The following is a 21,150-nucleotide window of genomic DNA, read 5'->3' as shown; positions in this document are numbered from 1 at the left end:
TGGGCGCGAGCGTCAATGCATAAACGGAGGGTAAGATGACGGAATCGGAAACCGCGGTGTATCAGCGACAAGGCTTTGGCCAGAAGCTCGGCTTTGGCACGTCGAGCGCGCTGGTGATGATCGACTTCACCCGCGGCTTTGTCGATCCCGCCGTGCTGGGCGGCGGCAATATCCAGGATGCGGTAACTCATACTGCGACCTTGCTCGCCGCCGCGCGAAAGGCCAGCATCCCTATCGCCTTTACGCGACACACCTACGCACCGGACGGCAGCAATTTCGGCCTGTTCAATATCAAGCTGCCCGGCAACAACCTACTCACCACCGACAATAGCAATGTCGAGATCGTGCCGGAATTGACGCCGCAACCCGGCGAACTGGTGATCGACAAGCAATATCCCTCGGCCTTCTTCGAAACGGGCCTGGCGAGCTGGCTGGCGACCAAGCGAGTGGACACGCTGATCATCACCGGCTGCACCACCAGCGGCTGCGTGCGGGCATCGGCGGTAGACGCCATGTGCTCCGGGTATCGCCCCATGGTGGTGCGCGACTGCGTCGGCGATCGGGCCACCGGCCCGCATGAAGCAAACCTGTTCGACCTTCAGCAGAAATATGCGGATGTAATCTCGCTGCAGGAGGCGCTCGATCACCTGCCGCCGAGCGGCAGCAATATGTAACAGCCGCACGGCGGCTAGCTCTCCGGGCTGCCCACATAGAACGCAATGATTTCGTGGGCGGCCGCGCGTTCGCGTGCACTGGCACCGAAGCGGAATCTCTCAACCTGCGCATGTGCACGCTCGACGATGTCGTAAAGGCCGCGCTCGCCAGCCTCGGTGGCACGCACCAGCATTGTGCGACGGTCCTCTTCCGCAGGCGCGCGCGTGGCCAGCCCGGCGGCATCGAGTTGCTGCACCAAGCGTGACGCGAGCGCGGGAGCGACATTCAGGCGTTCGGCAAGCTGACCTACCGGAAGCGCACCTCCCTTCGCACCATAGATCTGGATCAGCGCCTGATGCTCAAGCGGGCCGAGCCCTGCATCGCGCGCGCAGCCATCGATGATCATCTGGACCTTGCGAATGACATAACGGGCCTGCGCGACCTCGGTCATATAGGCGCGAAACGTATAGCTATGCGACGAGCCATTGGTATCGCGCCACGACACGCGTTGGGTTTCGATCATGTGCTGGACGGCTTTCGCTCAAACAGGGCCCTGGGATCGCGGCAACTCGCGCGAAGATAACTTGATAGACCCGGCGCGTCGTCGCTACCAGTTCGAACTCCGCGCCAATGGCGCCACAGAAAAGAAAATGCCTCCGGCAGGGCATTGCCGGAGGCACGCGCAACACAATTGATGTTGCTGGGTGCAGCGATCAGAACGACCGCAGGATCTGGACCGAGCCGTTATAGAGGTTCTGGTTCTGGATCTGGTAGGTCTGCCCCGCCGGTCGGCCGCCGACATTGCCGACATACTGGCCGCCAAGGCTCTGCTCCATACGGCTGTAGGTGAATTCAGCCGACAGGGTCAGGTTCCGGACCGGGGTCCACGCAGTACGGGTGCCGATCTGCGCGATGGCGAAATCGAAATTGCCCGTGGTGTTCTGCAGGTATCCAGCATTGGTGCCGGTCGGGTTGGCCGCGTTGGCCGTTCCGAGACGACCGCCCGCCTGGCTGAAGGCCGCTGCCAGGAGCGCATTGCCGCCATCGCCATATGAAATCGAGCTATAGCTACCGAACAGCGAGGTGCGCCAGGCCGGGTTCCAGTAATGCTCGTAGAAGCCGACGACCGACCAGGCTTCGCTCTGCTGGATCTGACCGCCCTGACCATACACGCCGTCGAGCACATAGCCGAAGCCGACTGTATTGCCGCTGAACTTGGCGAAGCGACCGCCGCCCTGAGTATCGGTCGTGCCACCGGTGATGGCGTACTTCGCCGCGCCGCGGGCATATGTGGCTTCCAGCTTCAGGCTGTCGCCGGCTCCGGTCGGCAGATTCTTGAACTCGACGGCACCGTTGATCGCGAAGCCGTAGGAATCATCCGCATGACCGGTGGCGGCGTTGGCGCCGTAGAAGCCAGGCGTGATCGTGTGCATCGCGGCACCGAGATGCAGCGTACCCCAGGCCTGATCGAGGCGGAGATTGCCGACGATGTCAGGAATGTGGTTGCCGCCATACGAATTGCCGAGGAAGGTTGCTGACGACACGCCGTAGATATAGTTCAGGTAGCTGCTCGAACCCGGGCCGACGATGAAGTTCGACGTGTTATAGAGACCGGCATTGCGATAGGGCGATGCATTCTCCAGCGAGATCGTGCCCGACAGGCCGTTACCGAACGATGCCGTGTAAGCGAGCTGCGGCATACCCGTGGTGTTGTTCGAACCGGCCAGGAAGCCCGACGAAATGGTCGGCTTCGACAGCGCCCACTGGGGATCGAACTGCGACACGGCCTTGCCGAAGGTGAAGCCCGCGAACTGGATGAAGGCGTAATCGACTTCGGCGAAGCCGCCGGCGATCGATTCACGGTTCTGGCTGAAATCGAACTGCATGTTGGCGTAAGTGCGGACAACACCGTATTCGGTGGCGGTGCGCGTGTCGGTGGTCAGGTTGATGCGCTGACGGGTCGCGAAATAGTCCTTGGTCCAGAGATCGTTGCCGCCCGCGCCGCCCTGCCAGAACGGTGCGTCATAGGTGTTGCCGTTGAACGTGGTGTCGAGACGGATCGCGCCGCCGATCTTGATGCAGGTATCGGTACCCGGGATGTAGTAGAATCCTGCACCGTATAGCGAGCAGACCTTCACATACTCAACGGCCTTGGCCTTGACGGGCAGGTCCGCAGCGAGCGCACCGGACATCACAGCCAAGCTTGCCGCCGTGCTCAAGATTGTAGTCTTCATCAGATTCATTTCGATCCCCTAAATTCCATAAACAGAAGCCCAGACGCCTTCCTCGCGGAAAATGACGAGCACGCGGTCGATACGATCGAACTATTGTCTTCCCTGCATCTTGCAGTGGAGTATCTCGATGCATCGGCGCCGCAGAACATCTGCACCGCATGTCCTCGATATGATCGACGCCGCGCTGCTATCGCAACAACGGAATGACATGGAGACATGCTCTGACGTAGCTTTCCGGCGTAACGTGTCTGCAACTCAACGCGGGAAAAATGTTATTTCTGCAGGCATTATCTGCAATCGATACACAGATCATATGCTGCACTTCGGGCAAGCAGAGTGCGCCAGATCGCATCAGAGATCGTACACTTTCTTTGCAGAAAAGCGCGCAACCAACCCCGCGATGACATGATGGCTAAGCGCCGGACGCGACCAGTAGCACCGCTTTGTCGAGACGATTCCTCAGACGCAGTATCGCTTCCGACAATATGCAGACTTCGTCATCGCCCAATTCGGTGCGAACGAAATCCTGCAGGCGCGCCATACTCGGCGCCAGCGACGCCAGCTGCTCATTGGCCTTCGCCGTCAGCGACATCAAAACACTGCGACGGTCCTGCATCGACTGGATACGCTCGACCAGGTCCAGCTTCTCAAGGATCTTCGACTGTGTCGTCACGAAAGACGCGTCCGCATTGAGAAACGCAGCAACTTCCTTTACCGGAACGCCAGGACCATGACCCAGTTGACGGATCGCCATCAGGATCATCCATTGCGACCCGCTCACACCGATTCTCTTGCCCCACAATTCGGACAGACGCATCAGATCGACGCTGAGCGAAAGCACATCCCAAAGCAGCCGTTCTTCAGACACCTGCTCCAGATCGGAAAACCTCTCGTCTTTGGTTGTGCGGTTGAGCGATACTGATCCCAACGTTGCCTCTTATCTCGTTTGCAGCGCCGCAGGCAGCATTCCGAATTCCTTCGCGAAACGCTCGCTGAAGCGCGGCCACACTTCGGGATTTACGAGATGCTTCGGGACTCGACCATCGAACAATGCGATCCATTGCCGCGCTGCCGACGCAGCCATTTCGCGCAGGGCTTCGTCCGTCATTCCCGCTATATGCGGCGTGGCGATGAAATTGTCGAAAGCCAGCAGAGGGTGATCCGACGGCGGCGGCTCCTTAAGAAACACATCAAGCGCCGCACCGGCAATCAGGTCGCGGGCCAGAGCCGCTTCCAGATCGTCCTCGCGAACGATCCCGCCCCGCGCAGTGGAAATAAGGTATGCCGAGCGCTTCATCGCACCGAGCACCGTCGCGTCGATCATGCCGAATGTCTCGTCATTGCGCGGGCAATGCACAGAGACGAAATCCGATCGATCGAGCAACTCCTGAAATGTCACTTTCTGCGCACCGCGCCGCGTGACCTCAGTGGCATCGAGATAAGGATCATAGGCAAGCACCGTCATGCCAAACAGACCCCGAGAAAGCTCTGCGACTCGCGTGCCGACAAACCCCAGGCCGATCAGGCCGATGGTCTTGCCCTGGATATCGCGCCCGATATGGCCATAGCGATCTACCGGCGCGCTGCGGCGTAATCCTTTATCGGTAACTGCGATACGCTTCGACAAAGCCAATACGAAACCAAGAGTGTGTTCGGCAACAGCCTCGAAGTTCGAACCGGCCTGATTGCAAACAGCGATGCCAGCCTTTGTGCAGGCGGGGACATCGATCACGTCAAAGCCTGCTCCGCTGGAGAAAATCGCCAGCAAATTCGTGCATCGACCGATCAGATCGGCGTCAGCAAACCAAGGCGCATGCATATCCCCCCGTGTCGATGCCTGATAACCATGCGCCCGCTTCAGATTATCCCAATTATCCGGCTCCGGATCGGCATAGCTCAGCCGCGTCAACTCGATCGATGGCTGATCGCCGAGCATCTGCTCGGCGATCGGATCGAGCCAGCGCTCGAAGAAGCTGATGCGCGCGACATTCGTGGTCATGCTGTCTCCTGGAGCCGGATATCCGACATCAGCTGTTATGCCAGTGCGGAGGTTGTGGATGGTTCGGGAACCGCTCGGACGTATCGATATTGAACAGGCGCTGCGCGTTGAGGCCGAGAATGTTGCGCTTGGCCTGTTCGTCGAGAAACGGCAGGTCCCAGATCGTGCTCGGAAGATCCATGTCCCAATGAGGATAATCCGAGGAATAGAGCAGCTGCGTCTTCGCATCGATCATTTTGAAGGTCAGCTCGAGTGCCTCCATATTGTTCACCATCTCCATCGGCTGGGTGGTGTAGAACATGTCGCGCATGTAGTCGCTCGGCAGCTTCTTCAGAGCCGGACACTCCGATGTCCGCATCCGATAGTCGTTGTCGAGGCGCTGCATCAACCATGGCACCCAGGCAATGCCGGATTCGATCCAGATCACCTTCAGCTTCGGGAAGCGCTCCGGAAGACCATTCACCACCCAGTTCGCGCAATGAACCGCGTTGAAGAAAGTGAAGCCAAGCGCGTGCGCCGTGATGAAGCGATTGGTCGTCGCCATCATCTGGTCGGTCCAGTTATAGGAGCCGTGGAAGGCGAGCGGCAGCCCCATCTCCTCAAGCAGGCGATAAGACTTCATATAGGCGTTGTCGTAGACCCCCTTGTACCGGGTGGACACCACCATGAAGCCGATCACACCTTTGCGCCCACCATACTCCTTGATCATCTGATAGGTCGCTTCAGGATCGTTGAAGGGCAGATAGAGCATGGTCTTGATCCGTGAATCGAGCGGCATCAGCCGTTCGATCATCCAGCGGTTATAGGCCTTGGCCATCTGCGTCTCGACTTCCGCCTGCGGATGGAGGCCGAGGAACAGCATCGGTGTGGGGAACAGGCACGCATAATCGACGCTGAGCGAGTCCATCCAGCTCATCGCCTGCTCGGCGTCACGAGCGGCACCGACGCCGACGGTTTTCTCGGTCTTGCGACCGAAATAGCGTGTGACCCGGCCACCGAGATCCTGATAGCCCGGTTGATCATACAGCAATGCGGACACACTCTTGGTCTTGAGCGTGTTCATCATCACCTGCTTGAGCGGCTCATTCTCCACATATTCGAGAACCTGAACGATATTGTCAGTCTCGTAGTGGTGGCAGTCAACATCAACGATCAAGACGTCATCCAGTCCGCGATCGACGGCCTGCTTGCGCGCGTTGGAGAGATGGCGGCGGGTGTCAAACCCGTCCATAGGCATGTTGTATTCGGGAGCGCTCGAACGAAATTCCATCACCATACCCTCACCGCGTACCAGACCAGGATTGCCACATGCCGAGCTCGAACAATTCGAGATTGGCCGACTTCAACAGCCCCGTGGCCGTTACCATGATCGCCGTGGCGCTGACTTCGGCACCCATCGGCAGTGGCAGGCACTGCTCGCCGCTGTCAAACTTGGCAGCAAGCATTCCGACTCCAGCACCGAACAACTGTTGCAATGCCTCGACCGGAAACTGCGCGACTTCGCTATTGGCGTCGATCTCGCGCATGACGGCTGTCAGTTCTTCGATCAGCTCGATGGCGCGGGCGCAATCCAACGATTCCGGCATGGGCAGGCGATCAACAGCAACGCTCGTGTCATACAACGACATAGATCTCTCCCTCGCGCTCGACGATGTCGAACTTGCGGATGGCATGCTTGCCGTCGCCGGCACAGCGCCCCGTTTCAACGTTGAACTCCCAGCCATGCCATGGGCACACCAGATGCAGATCCTCGCTGAAACGCATGCCCTGATAGGTGCGATCTTCCGCGATGATCTCTTCGGGCTTGTGCACGAGCACGCCCTCGCAAACGGGTCCGCCCTGATGCGGGCAGAGATTCAAGAAGGCGTGGATCGCGCCCTTCGCGCGGAGCACGCCGATCTGCTGACTCTTGTGTTCGACGAGCGTGCGATCGCCTTCCTTCAAGTCCGCCGATTTTCCGGCATAGATTTCCATAGAACATCCTCCCGAGCTGCAATGCTGTCAGCGTGCCTGAGCGATTGCGCTCGTGGGAAACGAGAATTATTCTACGCGTCATGAAAATTTTTAATGACTGCATACTCACACGACCCGCATTGCCCACTAACAGGACGGCCTGATGCATAATCGCTATCTTCCATCGGTCGGATACCTGCTCGCATTCGAAGCGGCCGCGCGTCATTTGAGTTTCACCCGCACGGCGATGGAGCTCAACATCACGCAGACGGCGGTGAGCCACCGCATAAAGGCCCTCGAGGAGTTTGTCGGTGCTCGGCTGTTTGATCGCGACACGACAAGTATTCGCCTTACACAATGGGGACACGAATATCTCGAGACCGTGCGCGAGGCGCTGGCATCGATTTCGATCGCAACATCCCGCATCATCGATGGCCAGAACGAGAATTCGCTCTCGATCGCAACCCACGTCAATTTCGGCCTCAACTATCTGATCCCGCTGCTCCCCGCTTTCCGACGCGCATTCCCGCATGTCGCACTCCGGCTCGCGACGATCCCGTCTTTCGATGACCTGGAGCGTCACGACTACGACGTCGGCATCCGATACGGTACGGGCCAATGGCGCGGCTTCGTCTCGCTTCTCTGCCTTGGCGACGACGAGAGTTTTCCGGTATGTAGCCCGGCATTGTTGAGCAGAGGCAGGTGCTTGAAGAAGCCGAAGGATCTGGAAGGCTACGCCATCATCCGCACCGCTTCCCAGATCCTTGGCGACGACTGGCCGCAATGGCTGGAGGCTGCAAATGCAAAGGACGTTACGCTTCACAACGGTATCGTTTGCAATCAGCTCTACGCTACCATGCAGGCGGCGATACAGGGGCTCGGCGTTGCAATGGGACGCACATCCGTGGTGAGCAAGGAGATCGAAGCCGGCACATTGATCGCGCCGTTCGATATCCGGCTTCCGTTGACCACAAGCTCTTATGTCGTCTCCACGCCCGATAAGGCGGTCCGTCCAGTCGTGCAGCACTTCACAAACTGGCTGACGGAACAGCTTGGCCCGTTCCAGATGGTCAATTCTGTCTAACGGCCGGCAACTGACCATGCGCAGATACGCCCCGGCGCCGAGCGCCGGAGCGTTAGGCTTGATCGACGCGGGGGTCAGCCCTTGCTGCACGGAAAAGGAAGATACGACGTGTCGATCACTTTCGATGCATCGATGGACGTGGCGATCACACCTTCCTTCGCCATCGCATCCAGAGCCGGCTGGAACAGGCTTGGATTGATGCAGGCCGTTGCGTCACGATAGTAATCGCTCTTCGTCAGGAAGAAACCATCGATCACTTCGGGCGCAGACTTCGTCAGCGCAGCAGTGACTTCGATGACCTTGGGGCGGTTGGCCGGATCGTAGATCCACTTCAGGCCATCAACATAGTCGGCAAGCCATGCCTTTACCGCTGCAGGTTGCGCCTTGAGGAAATCGTTGGTTGCCGTCTGGAAGATGACCGAATAGGGAGGAAACGCATCGCTGCCCTTGAATATCTGGCGGATGCCGCCTTTGGCCCGCTCATTGGCGATGAAGGGAAGCGGGAGTACGCCAGCGTCGACGCGTTTTTCGCGGATCGCCGCACCGATGCTCGGAAACGAAATTTCGACGATCTTGAGATCCTTACGCGGGTCGATGTTGTTCTTCTTTAGAACGACGCGCAACAGCAGGTCGGTGGCTGTACCGAAGGCATTGACCGCCACCGTCTTGCCTTTGAGATCCGCAGCATTGCGGATTGGGCTGTCTTCCAGCACATAAAAGCCCTGGGTGGCAAAGCCATCGCGGCCGTCCTGAAAATTATCGGCGATCGCTTTCACCCCGTTCGGGACGGCGCCGCGAGCGATGGTCGTCGCGAAAGCCGGCAGCGACAGCGTCGCGAGATCGACCTGCCCTGCCGCCATCAGCGATGCAGCCTCCGGCGTGCCACGCGTATAGGTGACATCAAGGATGTAGTCCTTCCCATTCCGCTTCAGCAGATTGGCGCGCCCCCATTCGCTCATATGCACGGTGCTGATCTCGTTCGCACCGAGGCCGCCACCGGTTGCATAGCGAATGTGCGGAATGCCCTGCGCGCGAGCAACATGGGGAGCAGCAATCGTCAGCGCCGCTCCAGCCGCCCCCGCTTTGAGAATTGCGCGACGTGAAATCGGTTGGCGCGCGTCTTTCAGCATCTCGGACATTCATCTCTCTCCATTTGTCCCGACAATTGGACATTAAGATCGTAAGACAATATCATCTGATTATCATTGTCGAGTGAACAAATTAGAGGCGCCGCAGTGCGAAAAGACTTGCAGTCGGATTATGTGATCATCGGCGGTGGATCGGCCGGCTGCGTGCTGGCCAATCGGCTAAGCGAGGATGGCGACGTCAATGTCCTGATGCTGGAAGCAGGCGGATGGGATCGCGATCCGCTGCTACACATTCCGCTCGGCTATGGAAAACTACTCGCAGACCGGCTGCATGACTGGATGTATGTGACCGAGCCTGTGCCCGGGCTCGACGGTCGCCGCCTGCCCTGCGAGCGCGGCAAGGTGATGGGCGGCTCATCCTCCATCAATGCCATGGTCTATGTACGCGGCCATCGCAACGACTATGCAAGATGGTCGGCAGCCGGCCTGCCTAACTGGTCATACCGACACGTTCTCCCTTATTTTCGCCGCGCAGAGACGTGGGAAGGCGGCGCCGACACCTATCGCGGTGGCGGAGGTCCGCTCGCGACCACGCTATCGAACTACAACGATCCGCTGGTGCAGGCCGGCTTCGATGCGGCACAGAGCGCCGGCTTTTCCTATACCGCGGATTACAACGGCGCCGAGCAGGAAGGCTTTGCGCGACTGCAATCCACCATCGGTGGCGGACGCCGCGCCAGCACGGCGACGGCCTACCTCCGTCCGGTCCTGCATCGGCGTAATCTATCGGTGGAGACCAAGGCACAGGCCCTGCGCATCCTGATCGATGGCGACCGCGCCATCGGCGTGGAATTCCTCCAGGGCGGCGAGAAGAAGACCGTATATGCCGATCGCGAGGTGATCGTCGCGGCCGGCAGCGTCAAGACGCCGCAGCTGATGATGCTGTCCGGCCTCGGCGATCCCAAGCAACTGGCAACGCATGATATTGCGGTGAAAGCCTCATTGCCCGGCGTCGGCGCCAATCTGCAGGATCATGTGCAGGCCGGATTTGAATTTGCGCGTCGCGACGGCGGTCCATTCCAGCGCGCGCTCCGCTTCGACCGCATCGGACGCGAGATGACGCGCGCCTATCTGCTCGGAAAGGGTTTTGCGACGGATCTGCCGAGCGGCTGGACGGCGTTTCTAAAGACTGAATTCGCCACCACGATGCCGGATATCCAGTTGCTTTTTCGCGCGACACCGCTGACGGCCGATCCGTACCTGCCGCCATTCCGTCGCGCATTCCGCGACGGCTTTGCCTGCCGCGCTGTGCTGCTCCGCCCTGAAAGTCGTGGCCATATCACGCTGGCATCGGGCGATCCGCTGGCGCCGCCGCGGATCACCCAGGCGTTTCTGGCGACCGATCAGGACCGTCGGGTGCTGCGAGCAGGTGTCCGGCTGGTGGAGCGCCTCGCCCGAGAGCGTGCCTTAAAGTCCTATATCGAGGCGCAGATCGATCCACTGCCGTCGGTCACATCGGATATGGATCTCGATGCCCATATCCGCGCCAGTGCCGGTACCGTCCGCCATCCGCTCGGCACCTGCCGCATGGGCTCTGATGGCGATGCAATGGCCGTGGTGACGCCCGATCTGCGCGTTCGCGGCACACGCAACCTGCGCATCGTCGACGCGTCCGTCATGCCTGACATGACCGGCGGCAATATCAACGGCGGCGTCATCATGATCGCCGAGCTTGCATCCGACCTGATCCGCGGCCGGACTCAACTGGCGCCGGCTGTGATCTGAAGCTCACCAGCCGTGGACGAGATAGTCGACGCCCGACGGGGTGTCGATGGAAAGGTCCGGATCGAGTTCGCGATAGCGACCGCGATAGAACAGCAACGGGCGCGGATTGCTGCTGGCCGTGGTCGTGTATGAGACGACACGGCCGATCAGCAGCAGATGGTCGCCGCCGTCATGCTTGGCGTAGCTTTCGCATTCGAAGCAGGCGCTCGCATCGGGAAATACCGGCACGTCATGCGCACCGGTGGCGGCCTTAACGCCATCCCACTTGTCGGTCATGGCGCGTGCAAAACGATTCGACAGTTCGCTCTGCGATTCCGCGAGAATATTGACCGCATAATGCTGCGCGGCTGCCCAAACGTTATGGGCCTTGGCGTTATTCGCGATGCTGAACAGGATCAGCGGCGGATCGAGCGACACTGAATTGAACGAACTGACAGTCGCCCCGATTCGCTCGCCATCGGCTGCAAGCGTAGTGACGATGGCAACGCCAGTGGGAAACAGGCCCAGCGCGTTGCGAAAGGCACGCGGATCAACGGTCATTATTCGATCTCCGGATTTCCAGAAGCGGATCTTTCAAACACGTCATCTAGCCGACCTTGCCTGCACGCGGGATGCCACCCCGATGCAGTTCGGAGAAAGCCGTATCCGTATTGACCATCAACAGCCGCATGACGCGGACGACGGCCTGAAAATCACTGTGGCTGATATTCTGAAGCAGCACGTCATTGACCCCGCGCACCATCGGCGTCACCTGCTCGACAGCAGTTTCGCCCGATGGTGACAACGAGACCAGCACACTGCGGCGATCGACTTTGTTCGGCCGCTTGACGAGCAGCCCCATCTTGATCAGGCGGCTGACCTCCGTGGTTACATGCGGCGGCGCAAGCCGCACATGCTCTGCGAGGTCGCGGATCGTGACGCCGTCCGGTCCTTGCCGGTATGCCGCCCCGATCAACACGGCGAACTGGCTACCGGTGAGGCCGAGCGCACGCCCGAACTGGTCGCGGCAGCGCAGCAGGCCATCGAGCGCCATCACCATGACATAAAGGCCGTCACGAAAGGCGCGGTCGTGGCCGTCCTTGAGGAAATCAGCCCGCGAAATGGTGAGCGGCGGCACATAGGACGCTGCGGCGGCGCGCGTTGCAGCCTTTTTGGCGGGGCTGCGCGCCTCCTTGGCTGTCGTCGCCGCTTGGTTTGTTGCTCGTTTGGGGGAGGCGCTCTTCTTGACCACAAATCTCATCACTGGTTCGGGGAACATCGACGTCATGCTGTCTAACATCTCCGCATATGACTACCAAACGGGCGACCTTCCGCGATTGACATCATACAAAATACATTCATTATGTACATATATTTTCTAGCGGCCCCATCCTGAGGTCGCGCCCGCCAGGGAGGAACGCATGAATATCCAGACAGGCAAGCTGACCGCCGCGAGCAAGCCCGGAGCCTATCGCACCGGCGCCGATTACCTCGCTCATCTGAAGGCCACGCCACGCAGCATCTTCGTGGATGGCGAGCGCATTTCCGATCCGAGCGAGCATCCCGCTTTCCGTCAGGGCGCCAAACAGGTCGCCTCGCTGTACGACTTCGCTTTCGCGCCGGAAAATATCGAGGCGATGACCTATGTGGAACCGGAGACCGGTTTCCGCGCGCTGCGCTGCTTCCAGATTCCGAAGACCGCCGCCGATCTTGCCGACAAGCGCAAGGCCGCCGAGATGTGGGCCGAACAGTCGTTCGGCCTGATGGGCCGCACGCCCGACCACGTGGCGAACTTCTTCACCGGCTACGCGGCCAAGCCGTCGGTTTTCGCGAAGTCCGGCCCGCAATATGCCGAGCGCGTTGTCAACTTCTACAAATATATCCGCGATCATCATCTCTATGTCGCCTATGCGATCGTCCCGCCGCAGATTGACCGTAGCAAGACTGCGGCCAACCAGTCGGAGCCGGATCTCTATGCGGGCGTCGTTCGGGAAGTGGATGGCGGCATCATCGTGCGCGGCGGCCAGCAACTGGCCACTGGTGGCGTGTTCGCCGACTACCTGCACCTCTCCAGCATCCACCCGCTCCAGCCGGGCGACGAAAACTACGCCATCAGCGTCGCCATTCCGATGAACGCGCCGGGCCTGAAACTGTATTCGCGCCGCGCTTTCGCGACCCAGGCCGACAATTCCTTCGATTATCCGCTGTCCAGCCGTTTCGACGAAACCGACAGCTTCGTCGTTCTCGACGACGTGTTCGTGCCGTGGGAGCACGTCTTCATCTATCGCGACATCGAACTGTGCCGGAACCAGTGGTGGATGGCGCCGTCGCATGCCTATGGCAACCATCAGGCCCAGACCCGCTATGCCACCAAGCTGCGCTTCCTGCTGGGCATGGCCAAGCGCATGAACGAGGCCACCGGCAACGACGCTGTGCCGCCCGTGATGGTGCAGATGGGTGAACTGGCCGCGCTGGCCTCGATCGTGGAAGGCATGTTGCTGTCGCAAGAGACCCAGGCCACCATCGACGACGAAGGCGTGCTCTGGCCGGCCCGCAATATGCTCTACGCCGTGATGGCCCTGCAGAGCGAGATCAATCCGCGGATGATCGACATCGTGCGTGAACTGACCGGTGCTGCGATGATAACTTTGCCGTCGTCGGTCAAGGACTTCGACAACGCGGAAGGCGCCAAGGACATCGAGCGCTACTACCGCTCGTCGAAGATGGGCGCCCGCGAACGCGTTGCCTTGATGCGCCTGGCATGGGACTTCATCGGCACCGAATTTGGCAACCGCCATCAGCAGTATGAGAAGTTCTACGGCGGCGCGTCCTTCATCGTGAAGATGAACATGTTCCGCAACTACGACTTCAAGCGCGCCGGGGCGCTGGTGGACAAGGCCCTGAGCCTGCCGCCGGTCTCGCTCGACTGATCTGGGAAGCTCCCAAACTCAAGGGGCGCCGGTTCTACCGGCGCCCCTTTTCTGTTTTACTTGTCCGATCGACACGGCGGATGGCGCCGGCTCATTCCTGTAGTGCCTCTTCGCGCTTCTCGCGCACGGCTGGCGCGATCAGGATGACCAGCATGATCGCCGAGGCGATCAGGAAGGAAACGCTGATCGGCTGCGTCAAGAAGGTGGAGGCGTTGCCGCGAGAAATCAGCAAGGCGCGACGCAGATTCTCCTCCATCATCGGGCCTAGAACGAAGCCGAGGATCAAGGGCGCCGGCTCGCAATCTAGCTTGATGAAGATGTAACCAAGCAGGCTCAACCCCACGAGCAGATAAACGTCGAACAAGTTGTTGCTCGATGAATAGACACCGATCACGCAGAACACCAGGATCGCCGGAAACAGCAGGCGATACGGAATCTTCAATAGCTTGATCCAGATCCCAACTAGCGGCAGGTTGAGCACCAACAGCATCAAGTTGCCGATCCACATCGAGGCGATAAGCCCCCAGAACAGGCCGGGGCGATCCGTCATCACCGAGGGCCCTGGCGTGATGCCTTGCACCATCAGCGCGCCGATCATCAGGGCCATGGTCGGGTTGGACGGCACGCCCAGGGTGATCATCGGAATGAACGACGTTTGCGCCCCGGCATTGTTGGCGGATTCCGGTCCGGCAACGCCGCGGATATCGCCATGGCCGAATTGACGCGGCGGCTTGGCGACCTTCTTCTCCAGCATGTAGGACGCGAAGGAGGCCAGCAGCGCGCCGCCGCCGGGCAACACGCCGAGCAGCGAGCCGAGCATGGTGCCGCGCAGGATCGACGGCGTCGACAGCTTGAGGTCAGCCCAGGACGGCAGCGCACGCCCGATCGGTTGTGCGGTGATATCCTGATCCTGGTTGTTCTCCAGATTGCGCACTACCTCGGCAATGCCGAACAGCGCCATGCTGATGGCGATGAAGCCGAGGCCGTCGGTCAATTCGGGAACGCCGAAGCTGTAGCGCGCCGTGCCGGAATTCGGATCGGTACCGACCAGCCCGAGCAGCAAGCCGAGCACAACCATGCCGATCGCCTTGATCACCGATCCGCGCGCGAGCACAACCGCAGCGATGAGGCCGAACAGCATCAGCGAGAAATACTCGGCGGGCCCGAACTGCAGCGCCACTTCGGTGAGGATCGGAGCGAAGTAAGCTATCGCGATCGTGGAGACGCAGCCTGCGAAAAATGATCCAATTGCAGCGATGCCGAGCGCGGGTCCGGCGCGGCCCATACGCGCCATCTTGTAGCCGTCGATCGCCGTCACAACTGAAGAAGACTCGCCCGGAATGTTGACCAGAATCGCAGTGGTCGAACCGCCATACTGCGCACCATAATAAATGCCGGCCAGCATGATCAGTGCCGATTCCGGTGGCAATACGAATGTGATCGGCAGCAGCATGGCCACGCTTGCCACCGGGCCGAGCCCAGGCAGCACGCCTACCAGCGTGCCAAGCAGAACTCCGGTAAAACAATAGGCGAGATTGGACGCGCTCAGCGCAACGCCGAAGCCGAGACCGAGATTTGCAAGAATATCCATGGCGACTTACAGCGCTGGCCAGAGAGGAAGCTGAAGCTTGAGCGCAAATACAAACAGCGCCGCGCACAAGAGAGCGAGGAAGAGCGCGAGCGGGATGCCTTCCCTCCAATTGAAATCGCGATTGGCAAATCCGCCAAGCAGCACAAGAATGATCAGCGACAGGATGATGCCGAGTGGCCGCAACAACACGCCGAACAGCAGGATCGCGCCAAGCAGGCAGATCAAGGCGCGCCAGTTGAGCTTTTCAATACGATCCACACTGCCCGAAAGACTCTGCATCAGGATGGCAACCCCGATGACAGCAAGCACGATGCCGAGAATGAGCGGAAAGAAACCTGCTCCCATCCGCGAGGTGGTGCCGAGATTATATCCTGGGGCCAGAACGGCGAAGATCGCCCCAAACGCCAGGAATAGCAGCCCGGAAGCAAAGTCCTTCTGGCTCCTCACGCGCATCTCAAATCCTTCTCGCAATAATAACAACAAGATTGAGCTTGCAAAAAGGGCGCCAACCGGCGCCCTTCCCGCATGTCACAATCAGGCGACGTCGTAACCGATGACAGCCTTGATCTCGAGAAAGTCTTCAAGACCGTAGAGCCCCATCTCGCGACCATTGCCCGACTGCTTGTAGCCACCGAACGGCGCTTCGACGTCCTGCAGCTTGCCGTGCGGCGCGCCATTCAGATAGACGCGACCGCAGCGTAGACGCGCACCGACCCGACGTGCATCGTCGAGCGATCCCGCCCAGACATAGCCCGACAGACCATAGATGCTGTCATTGGCGATGCGGATGGCGTCGTCCTCGTCCTTGTAGGCGATCATCGACAGCACAGGTCCGAAGATCTCCTGCTGCGCAATGGTCGCCTTCGGATCGACCCAGGCAAACACGGTCGGACGTACATAGTAGCCGCGGTTGAGGCCAGCCGGCTGGCCAGCGCCGCCGACAACGCATTTCGAACCTTCCTTCAGGCCGGCTTCGATCAGCGCCTGCACGCGATCATATTGCAGCTTGCTGACCAGCGGGCCGAGCTTGGTGCCCTCCGCCAGCGGATCGCCAACGACCACATCCTCGGCCGTCTTCACCGCGAGCGACACCGCTTCGTCCATCTGGTCCTTGTGGACTAGCATGCGGGTCGGTGCCTGGCAGGACTGTCCCGTATTAGTGAAGGAGCGCAGCACACCGGCCGGCACGGCCTTGGAAAGATCGGCGCCCGGAACGATGATGTTCGCCGACTTGCCGCCCAGCTCCTGATGCACGCGCTTGACGGTCTCGGCCGCGGTCTTCGCCACCATGATGCCGGCGCGGGTCGAGCCGGTGAAGGACACCATGTCGATATCCGGATGTGCGGAGATCGCCTCGCCCACCGTCGGGCCATCGCCGTTGACGAGATTGAATACGCCCTTCGGCAGCCCCGCCTCGTGCATTACTTCAGTGAGCAGGATCGCGCTCAGCGGCGCGACTTCACTCGGCTTTGTCACCACCGTGCAGCCGGCCGCGAGCGCCGGTGCGAATTTCGACGCGATCTGGTTGATCGGCCAATTCCACGGGGTGATGAAGCCGCATACACCGATCGGCTCGCGCACGATGCGGGTCGTTCCCATCATGTGGCCGAAGTCGTAGTCCTTCAGCGTGATGATGGCCTGCTTGAAATGCGCCAGTGTGGTGTCGGCCTGAACGGTTTTTGCGAACCACAGCGGCGATCCCATCTCCGCGGTGATCACTTCAGCGATCTCGTCGAAACGACGTTCGAAGGCAGCGACGATGCTGGCGAGCAGATCGAGGCGTTCCTGCTTGGTCGTCTGCGAGAACGAGGCAAAAGCCGCACGCGCCGCTTTCACGGCGCGATCCACATCGACCGCGCTGCCGAGGCTGATCTGGCCCGCGACTTCCTCATTCGCGGGATTTATGACATCGAACAGATTCGGCGTGATGGGATCGACCCACTCGCCATTGATATAGAACTTGGTGTTGTTCTTGCTCATGCAAATCTCCTGGAAACTGCTGACCTGGCGATCTTACTCGCCACGCGACAGCGGAGGATTGGAATAGCCCGGCTTGACATGGGCATCGATGAAATAGGGCTTGCCGGCGCGAACCGCGGCAAGACCGCGCTCGATCGCCTTTTCAAGCTCGCTCGCCGTCTTGATCGGACCTTCGGCTTCGACGCCCTGGGCACGTGCCATGGCACAGAGATCGAGCTCGGGATCGGCGATCCGCTGACCAATCCAGCGGTTCTCCGGCGGACGACCGCGCATCTTGGCGACCGCTTCCTGATGCAGCTCGTCATTGAAGTTCGAGCGGTTGTTGCTGACGATGAACAGCGCCGGAATCTTGTAGTGAGCTGCGGTCCAGAGTGCCGAAACGCCCTGCATGAAGTCGCCATCACCGAGCACCGACACCACCGGACGATTCTGGTCCTTCAGTGCCAGCGCGACGCCGACGGTGAGGCCCGGACCGGCTGCAAGACCGGCTCCGCCATCATGCCCCATGAAATCAAGCGGATCGCGGAACTTGTAGACGTCGCCGGCCCAGCCGATGGTGACATGGGCGAGGGTGAAGGTCTGGTCGCCCCGCACCTTGGCAAGCGCCACTTCGATGTCGCGCGGACCCATTTCGGTTTCGGCATTGTCCGTATAGGCCGGTACCGGCGCGGTGTTGCGGTTGTCGCCAGTCCACTTGCTCTTGCCGCCGAGCTTCTTGTCGAGCGCCGCGAGCACGTCCTCGACAAAACCGTCGGGACCGGCGACCACCGGCACGTCCACCGGCGGCAGCGCGAAATAGTCCATGCTCCATCCGCGATGCAAGCTGGCATCCAGCGTGCAATGCGCGATCTTGGCCGGATAGGTGTCGGTCTTGCGTGTGATCTGCAGCAGGAAGCCGTTGAGATCAACCCAATCGAACGAGACGATGACGTCGGCCTTCTTGACGATCTCCTTGGCAGCCGGGCTGAGCCAGTAGAACGGCGGCACCACATGCAGCTTGTGCTCGGACGGAAACGCAGCGCGTTCACGCACCGATGTCATCACCGATGCGCCGGCGAGTTCGGCCAGCTTGACGCGATTATCCCAGGCTTCCTGGCTGCGCAGGCCGCGACCAAACAGGATCAACGGGTTCTTGGCATTGGCAAGCAGCTCGGCCACGGCTTCGATGTCCTCTGCGCGCGCGCGCGGCGGGCTGGCGGGCAGATAGCGCGTCGTGGCAGGCACGGTCATCGGCTCGTCCAGCTTCTGCTCCTGCAGGCCGGCATCGAGACAGATATAGACAGGCGCCGTAGGCTGGCTGTTGGTAAGCTGCGAGCCGCGGAGGAAGGCTTCGACGATGCCGTGCGGCGAGCGCGGTTCATCATCCCATTTGATGAAATCGCGCAGCAATGCGCCCTGGTCCTTCGCGGTGTGGATCCAGTCGATCCACGGGCGGCGCTTTTCCGGAGCGACCGGGCCAGTGGCTCCGACCACGATCATCGGTGCGCGATCGCACCAAGCATTGAAAATGCCCATCGAACCGTGCAGCAGTCCGACATTGGAATGCAGCACACAGGCCATCGCCTTATCGGTGACCTTGGCATAACCATGGGCAATCGAGACAACGTGGTCTTCGTTCAGGCACAGCAACATCTGCGGCGTCTCGTTACCGAGATTGTTGACGAGGCTGTCATGAAAACCGCGATAGCTAGCGCCGGGATTCAGCGCGATATAGGGGATATCCAGCTGACGAAGCATCTGGGCCGCAACGTCGCTGCCATACTCAGCAGCATTCGAGGGCGTGACGTTGGGGCGTTCAATATCTTTCATCGTCCAGTGCTTTCTTTCTCAAATGCTGTCGCTCGGAATGAGGCGAAGCGCAGTTCAAGGGTGATGTGATAAGTGAGGAACAGAAACGGGTGCGGCGCGCCGCAGATACGAGGGCCCGAGATCGTCGATATCGGGACAGCCCAGCAAGGCCAGCGACGTGCGGATCTCGTTGCCCATGATGGTCAGCATGCGTGACACGCCGTCGGCGCCGCCGGCCGCGAGCGCTACTCCTTGCAGCTTGCCGAAGCCGACGAAGTCCGCGCCCAGCGCCAGCGCTTTCAGCACATCGGTGCCGCGCAAAAACCCGCCATCGACGAACAGGCGACAAGCGCCGCGCACGGCTGCTGCAATACCTTCGAGCTGATCGAGGGCTGCCGCCGTATGATCGAGCTGGCGCCCGCCGTGATTGGAGACATAGATGGCATCGATGCCATGCTCGACGCAGAGCAGCGCGTCCTCCACGGTCATCACGCCCTTCAGGATCAATGGCAGATCGGTGCGACGGCGCAGCCAGGCGATCGTGTCCCAGCTCAGCGCAGCCTGCTCGCGGGTGATCTGAACGTCATGGCGATCGGTGAAATTGACACGATCGACGGCGGCCGCAGATGAGAAGCCGTTGATGAGATCGCGCTCGCGGCGACCATAGACGGCGGAATCGACGGTCATGCAGAGCGCCGCGCAACCGGCCTTCTCCGCACGTAGCACAGTATCATCCAGCCAGTTGCGATCGCCGCGCATATAGAGTTGCAGCACAAGGGTCGTTGCCGGCGACTGGCGCACCAGATTTTCAAGCGACGGCTGAGCCATGATGCTGACGAACATAGGAACATTCGCTTCGGCGGCCGCGATCGCAGATGCGAGCGCCGCATCCTTGTCGAACAGGCTGAGCGAACCGATCGGTGCCAGATGCACGGGCAAGGCCATGTCGCGACCGAAAAAGCTGCGCTTGGTGAATAACCTTGAGACATCACGCAGCACACGCGGCAGGAATTCGCGGCTATCGAGCGCGAGACGATTGCGCGCGATCGTCGCTTCGCTTTCGGCGCCGCCGAACAAATAGTCTGCAACATCGGGTTCGAGTCGACGCCTTGCGAGGCGAAAAAGCCCCGTCATCGTCAGCTCCTGATCCAACGCTCCCATGCAGATCTTCTCAGCCCCTCAAGAACACATCTGACGTTAAGATTGTCAGACAAAGATGTCAATCAGGCCGAAGGAGCTTTTGCAGGCATGCATGCCGATTGAGCAATGCGCCTGACATCGATGCAATCACGTCACAGACTTGCTGTAGCGCGCTGCCGATAGCGGCGGATATCTAAACGAAAAGAACTGGATATTATTGACGAAGAACGCGCACTCATCATGCGTCAGGCAGCGCTATCTTCTTTGGCATTCAGCTGCTCGTAGACGGCATTGGCCGAGCGATGCGCGTTCTCGACATGTCGAACGGCTGCCGTGCGTGCCGCAGATCCGTTGCGCGCTTCGATCGCCTCGAAGATCGCCTTCATTTCCTGCAGGCTGACCTTGGCGCGGCCCGGCCGCGACATGGAACGCCCACGTAGGAAATTGATGCGGGCGAGCAAACCGTTCAGCGTCTCTTCGATGATGCGATTGCCACAGATACGCAGGATATGACCGTAGAATTCAGCGGTGGTCGCGACCTCGATCTTCATGTCATGCGCGCGAACGGCCTTGCCGAAAGCGGCCAGCGACGCACGCATGAGCTTGAGGTCGTCCGGCGTCGCCTTCTTGGCGGCAATGAACGCCGCCTCGCCTTCGAGTAACGCACGCATCTGGTAGATTTCGGTAGCATGCTCGGCGGTCAGAACCGGGATCTGCGGACCCCGGTTCGGAATGATCTCGACCAACTTCTCGGCTTCAAGGCTGCGCAGCGCCTCGCGGATCGACGGCCGGCTGACCCCGAGCATTTCGCACAGATCAGCCTCGATGAGCCGATCGCCCGGCTTGAAGACGCCCTCGATGATCGCTCCCCGAAGCTTCTCCACGATCTGCTGCTGAACGGTTTTGGGAGATATCCGGAGATTGGGCGTGGCCATTGTCTATCGT

The 21,150-nt window shown here is 60.3% G+C and carries 20 protein-coding genes; 4 read left to right on the top strand and 16 right to left on the bottom strand.

The window, feature by feature from the left end:
• Nucleotides 1-35 precede the first annotated feature (35 nt).
• Nucleotides 36-674 (top strand): isochorismatase family protein, encoded by a 639-nt coding sequence (locus ACIQ2A_RS04310; protein ID WP_398476129.1) that lies wholly within the window; start codon nucleotides 36-38, stop codon nucleotides 672-674.
• Between the two features lie 14 nt (nucleotides 675-688).
• On the opposite strand, the gene ACIQ2A_RS04305 is transcribed toward ACIQ2A_RS04310, so the two are convergent.
• From ACIQ2A_RS04305 to ACIQ2A_RS04275, 7 genes are all read right to left on the bottom strand, one after another.
• Nucleotides 689-1,177, bottom strand: a complete 489-nt coding sequence (locus ACIQ2A_RS04305) for a MarR family winged helix-turn-helix transcriptional regulator (protein ID WP_398476125.1) — start codon at nucleotides 1,175-1,177, stop codon at nucleotides 689-691.
• A 190-nt stretch (nucleotides 1,178-1,367) separates the two neighbouring features.
• On the bottom strand, nucleotides 1,368-2,888 hold the full coding sequence (locus tag ACIQ2A_RS04300; protein WP_398476123.1) for a porin: 1,521 nt from the start codon (nucleotides 2,886-2,888) through the stop codon (nucleotides 1,368-1,370).
• A gap of 412 nt (nucleotides 2,889-3,300) precedes the next feature.
• On the bottom strand, nucleotides 3,301-3,816 hold the full coding sequence (locus tag ACIQ2A_RS04295; protein WP_398476121.1) for a MarR family winged helix-turn-helix transcriptional regulator: 516 nt from the start codon (nucleotides 3,814-3,816) through the stop codon (nucleotides 3,301-3,303).
• 9 nt (nucleotides 3,817-3,825) lie between these two features.
• Nucleotides 3,826-4,887 (bottom strand): hydroxyacid dehydrogenase, encoded by a 1,062-nt coding sequence (locus ACIQ2A_RS04290; RefSeq protein WP_398476119.1) that lies wholly within the window; start codon nucleotides 4,885-4,887, stop codon nucleotides 3,826-3,828.
• Nucleotides 4,888-4,915: 28 nt separating this feature from the next.
• Nucleotides 4,916-6,157 (bottom strand): amidohydrolase family protein, encoded by a 1,242-nt coding sequence (locus ACIQ2A_RS04285; RefSeq protein WP_398476117.1) that lies wholly within the window; start codon nucleotides 6,155-6,157, stop codon nucleotides 4,916-4,918.
• 10 nt (nucleotides 6,158-6,167) lie between these two features.
• Entirely contained in the window at nucleotides 6,168-6,515 is a 348-nt protein-coding gene (locus ACIQ2A_RS04280) for a hypothetical protein (RefSeq protein WP_398476115.1), read from the bottom strand.
• Complete coding sequence (locus ACIQ2A_RS04275; protein WP_398476113.1) at nucleotides 6,502-6,861, bottom strand: Rieske (2Fe-2S) protein; 360 nt, start codon at nucleotides 6,859-6,861, stop codon at nucleotides 6,502-6,504. The genes ACIQ2A_RS04280 and ACIQ2A_RS04275 overlap by 14 nt, the downstream gene beginning before the upstream one ends.
• Nucleotides 6,862-7,003: 142 nt before the next feature.
• Here ACIQ2A_RS04275 and ACIQ2A_RS04270 point away from each other — a divergent pair, with 142 nt between their 5' ends.
• Nucleotides 7,004-7,924 (top strand): LysR substrate-binding domain-containing protein, encoded by a 921-nt coding sequence (locus ACIQ2A_RS04270; RefSeq protein ID WP_398476111.1) that lies wholly within the window; start codon nucleotides 7,004-7,006, stop codon nucleotides 7,922-7,924.
• 74 nt (nucleotides 7,925-7,998) lie between these two features.
• Here the strand turns inward: ACIQ2A_RS04270 and ACIQ2A_RS04265 are convergent, their stop codons facing one another.
• Nucleotides 7,999-9,063 (bottom strand): ABC transporter substrate-binding protein, encoded by a 1,065-nt coding sequence (locus ACIQ2A_RS04265; RefSeq protein WP_398476109.1) that lies wholly within the window; start codon nucleotides 9,061-9,063, stop codon nucleotides 7,999-8,001.
• A gap of 108 nt (nucleotides 9,064-9,171) precedes the next feature.
• On the opposite strand from ACIQ2A_RS04265, the gene ACIQ2A_RS04260 reads away from it, so the two are divergent.
• A complete protein-coding gene (locus tag ACIQ2A_RS04260) occupies nucleotides 9,172-10,797 on the top strand; it encodes a GMC family oxidoreductase (RefSeq protein ID WP_398476107.1) in 1,626 nt (541 codons plus the stop codon).
• Nucleotides 10,798-10,800: 3 nt separating this feature from the next.
• Here the strand turns inward: ACIQ2A_RS04260 and ACIQ2A_RS04255 are convergent, their stop codons facing one another.
• Nucleotides 10,801-11,337 (bottom strand): flavin reductase family protein, encoded by a 537-nt coding sequence (locus ACIQ2A_RS04255; protein ID WP_398476105.1) that lies wholly within the window; start codon nucleotides 11,335-11,337, stop codon nucleotides 10,801-10,803.
• Nucleotides 11,338-11,383: 46 nt separating this feature from the next.
• Nucleotides 11,384-12,037 (bottom strand): MarR family winged helix-turn-helix transcriptional regulator, encoded by a 654-nt coding sequence (locus ACIQ2A_RS04250; RefSeq protein WP_398476103.1) that lies wholly within the window; start codon nucleotides 12,035-12,037, stop codon nucleotides 11,384-11,386.
• A 160-nt stretch (nucleotides 12,038-12,197) separates the two neighbouring features.
• Here ACIQ2A_RS04250 and ACIQ2A_RS04245 point away from each other — a divergent pair, with 160 nt between their 5' ends.
• Entirely contained in the window at nucleotides 12,198-13,706 is a 1,509-nt protein-coding gene (locus ACIQ2A_RS04245) for a 4-hydroxyphenylacetate 3-hydroxylase family protein (RefSeq protein WP_398476101.1), read from the top strand.
• A gap of 91 nt (nucleotides 13,707-13,797) precedes the next feature.
• On the opposite strand, the gene ACIQ2A_RS04240 is transcribed toward ACIQ2A_RS04245, so the two are convergent.
• The 6 genes from ACIQ2A_RS04240 to ACIQ2A_RS04215 form a co-directional block, all read right to left on the bottom strand.
• Nucleotides 13,798-15,297: a tripartite tricarboxylate transporter permease gene (locus ACIQ2A_RS04240; protein WP_398476099.1), complete on the bottom strand. Its 1,500-nt coding sequence runs from the start codon at nucleotides 15,295-15,297 to the stop codon at nucleotides 13,798-13,800.
• A gap of 6 nt (nucleotides 15,298-15,303) precedes the next feature.
• Nucleotides 15,304-15,780 carry a tripartite tricarboxylate transporter TctB family protein gene (locus ACIQ2A_RS04235; RefSeq protein ID WP_398476097.1) on the bottom strand — a complete coding sequence of 159 codons (477 nt, stop codon included), beginning with the start codon at nucleotides 15,778-15,780 and terminating at the stop codon, nucleotides 15,304-15,306.
• Between the two features lie 51 nt (nucleotides 15,781-15,831).
• On the bottom strand, nucleotides 15,832-17,277 hold the full coding sequence (locus tag ACIQ2A_RS04230) for an aldehyde dehydrogenase family protein (RefSeq protein ID WP_398476095.1): 1,446 nt from the start codon (nucleotides 17,275-17,277) through the stop codon (nucleotides 15,832-15,834).
• Between the two features lie 33 nt (nucleotides 17,278-17,310).
• The gene (locus ACIQ2A_RS04225) at nucleotides 17,311-19,086 is read right to left on the bottom strand and encodes a thiamine pyrophosphate-binding protein (RefSeq protein ID WP_398476093.1); all 1,776 of its coding nucleotides are present in this window, start codon (nucleotides 19,084-19,086) and stop codon (nucleotides 17,311-17,313) included.
• A gap of 54 nt (nucleotides 19,087-19,140) precedes the next feature.
• Nucleotides 19,141-20,199 carry an alpha-hydroxy acid oxidase gene (locus tag ACIQ2A_RS04220; RefSeq protein WP_398476091.1) on the bottom strand — a complete coding sequence of 353 codons (1,059 nt, stop codon included), beginning with the start codon at nucleotides 20,197-20,199 and terminating at the stop codon, nucleotides 19,141-19,143.
• 251 nt (nucleotides 20,200-20,450) lie between these two features.
• Complete coding sequence (locus ACIQ2A_RS04215) at nucleotides 20,451-21,140, bottom strand: GntR family transcriptional regulator (RefSeq protein WP_398476089.1); 690 nt, start codon at nucleotides 21,138-21,140, stop codon at nucleotides 20,451-20,453.
• Nucleotides 21,141-21,150: the final 10 nt, after the last annotated feature.

Source organism: Tardiphaga sp. (assembly GCF_044336785.1).
Taxonomy (GTDB): Bacteria; Pseudomonadota; Alphaproteobacteria; order Rhizobiales; family Xanthobacteraceae; genus Tardiphaga.
The sequence above is the reverse complement of the archived record's forward strand: the minus strand, read 5'-3'. Positions and strand labels throughout refer to the sequence as shown.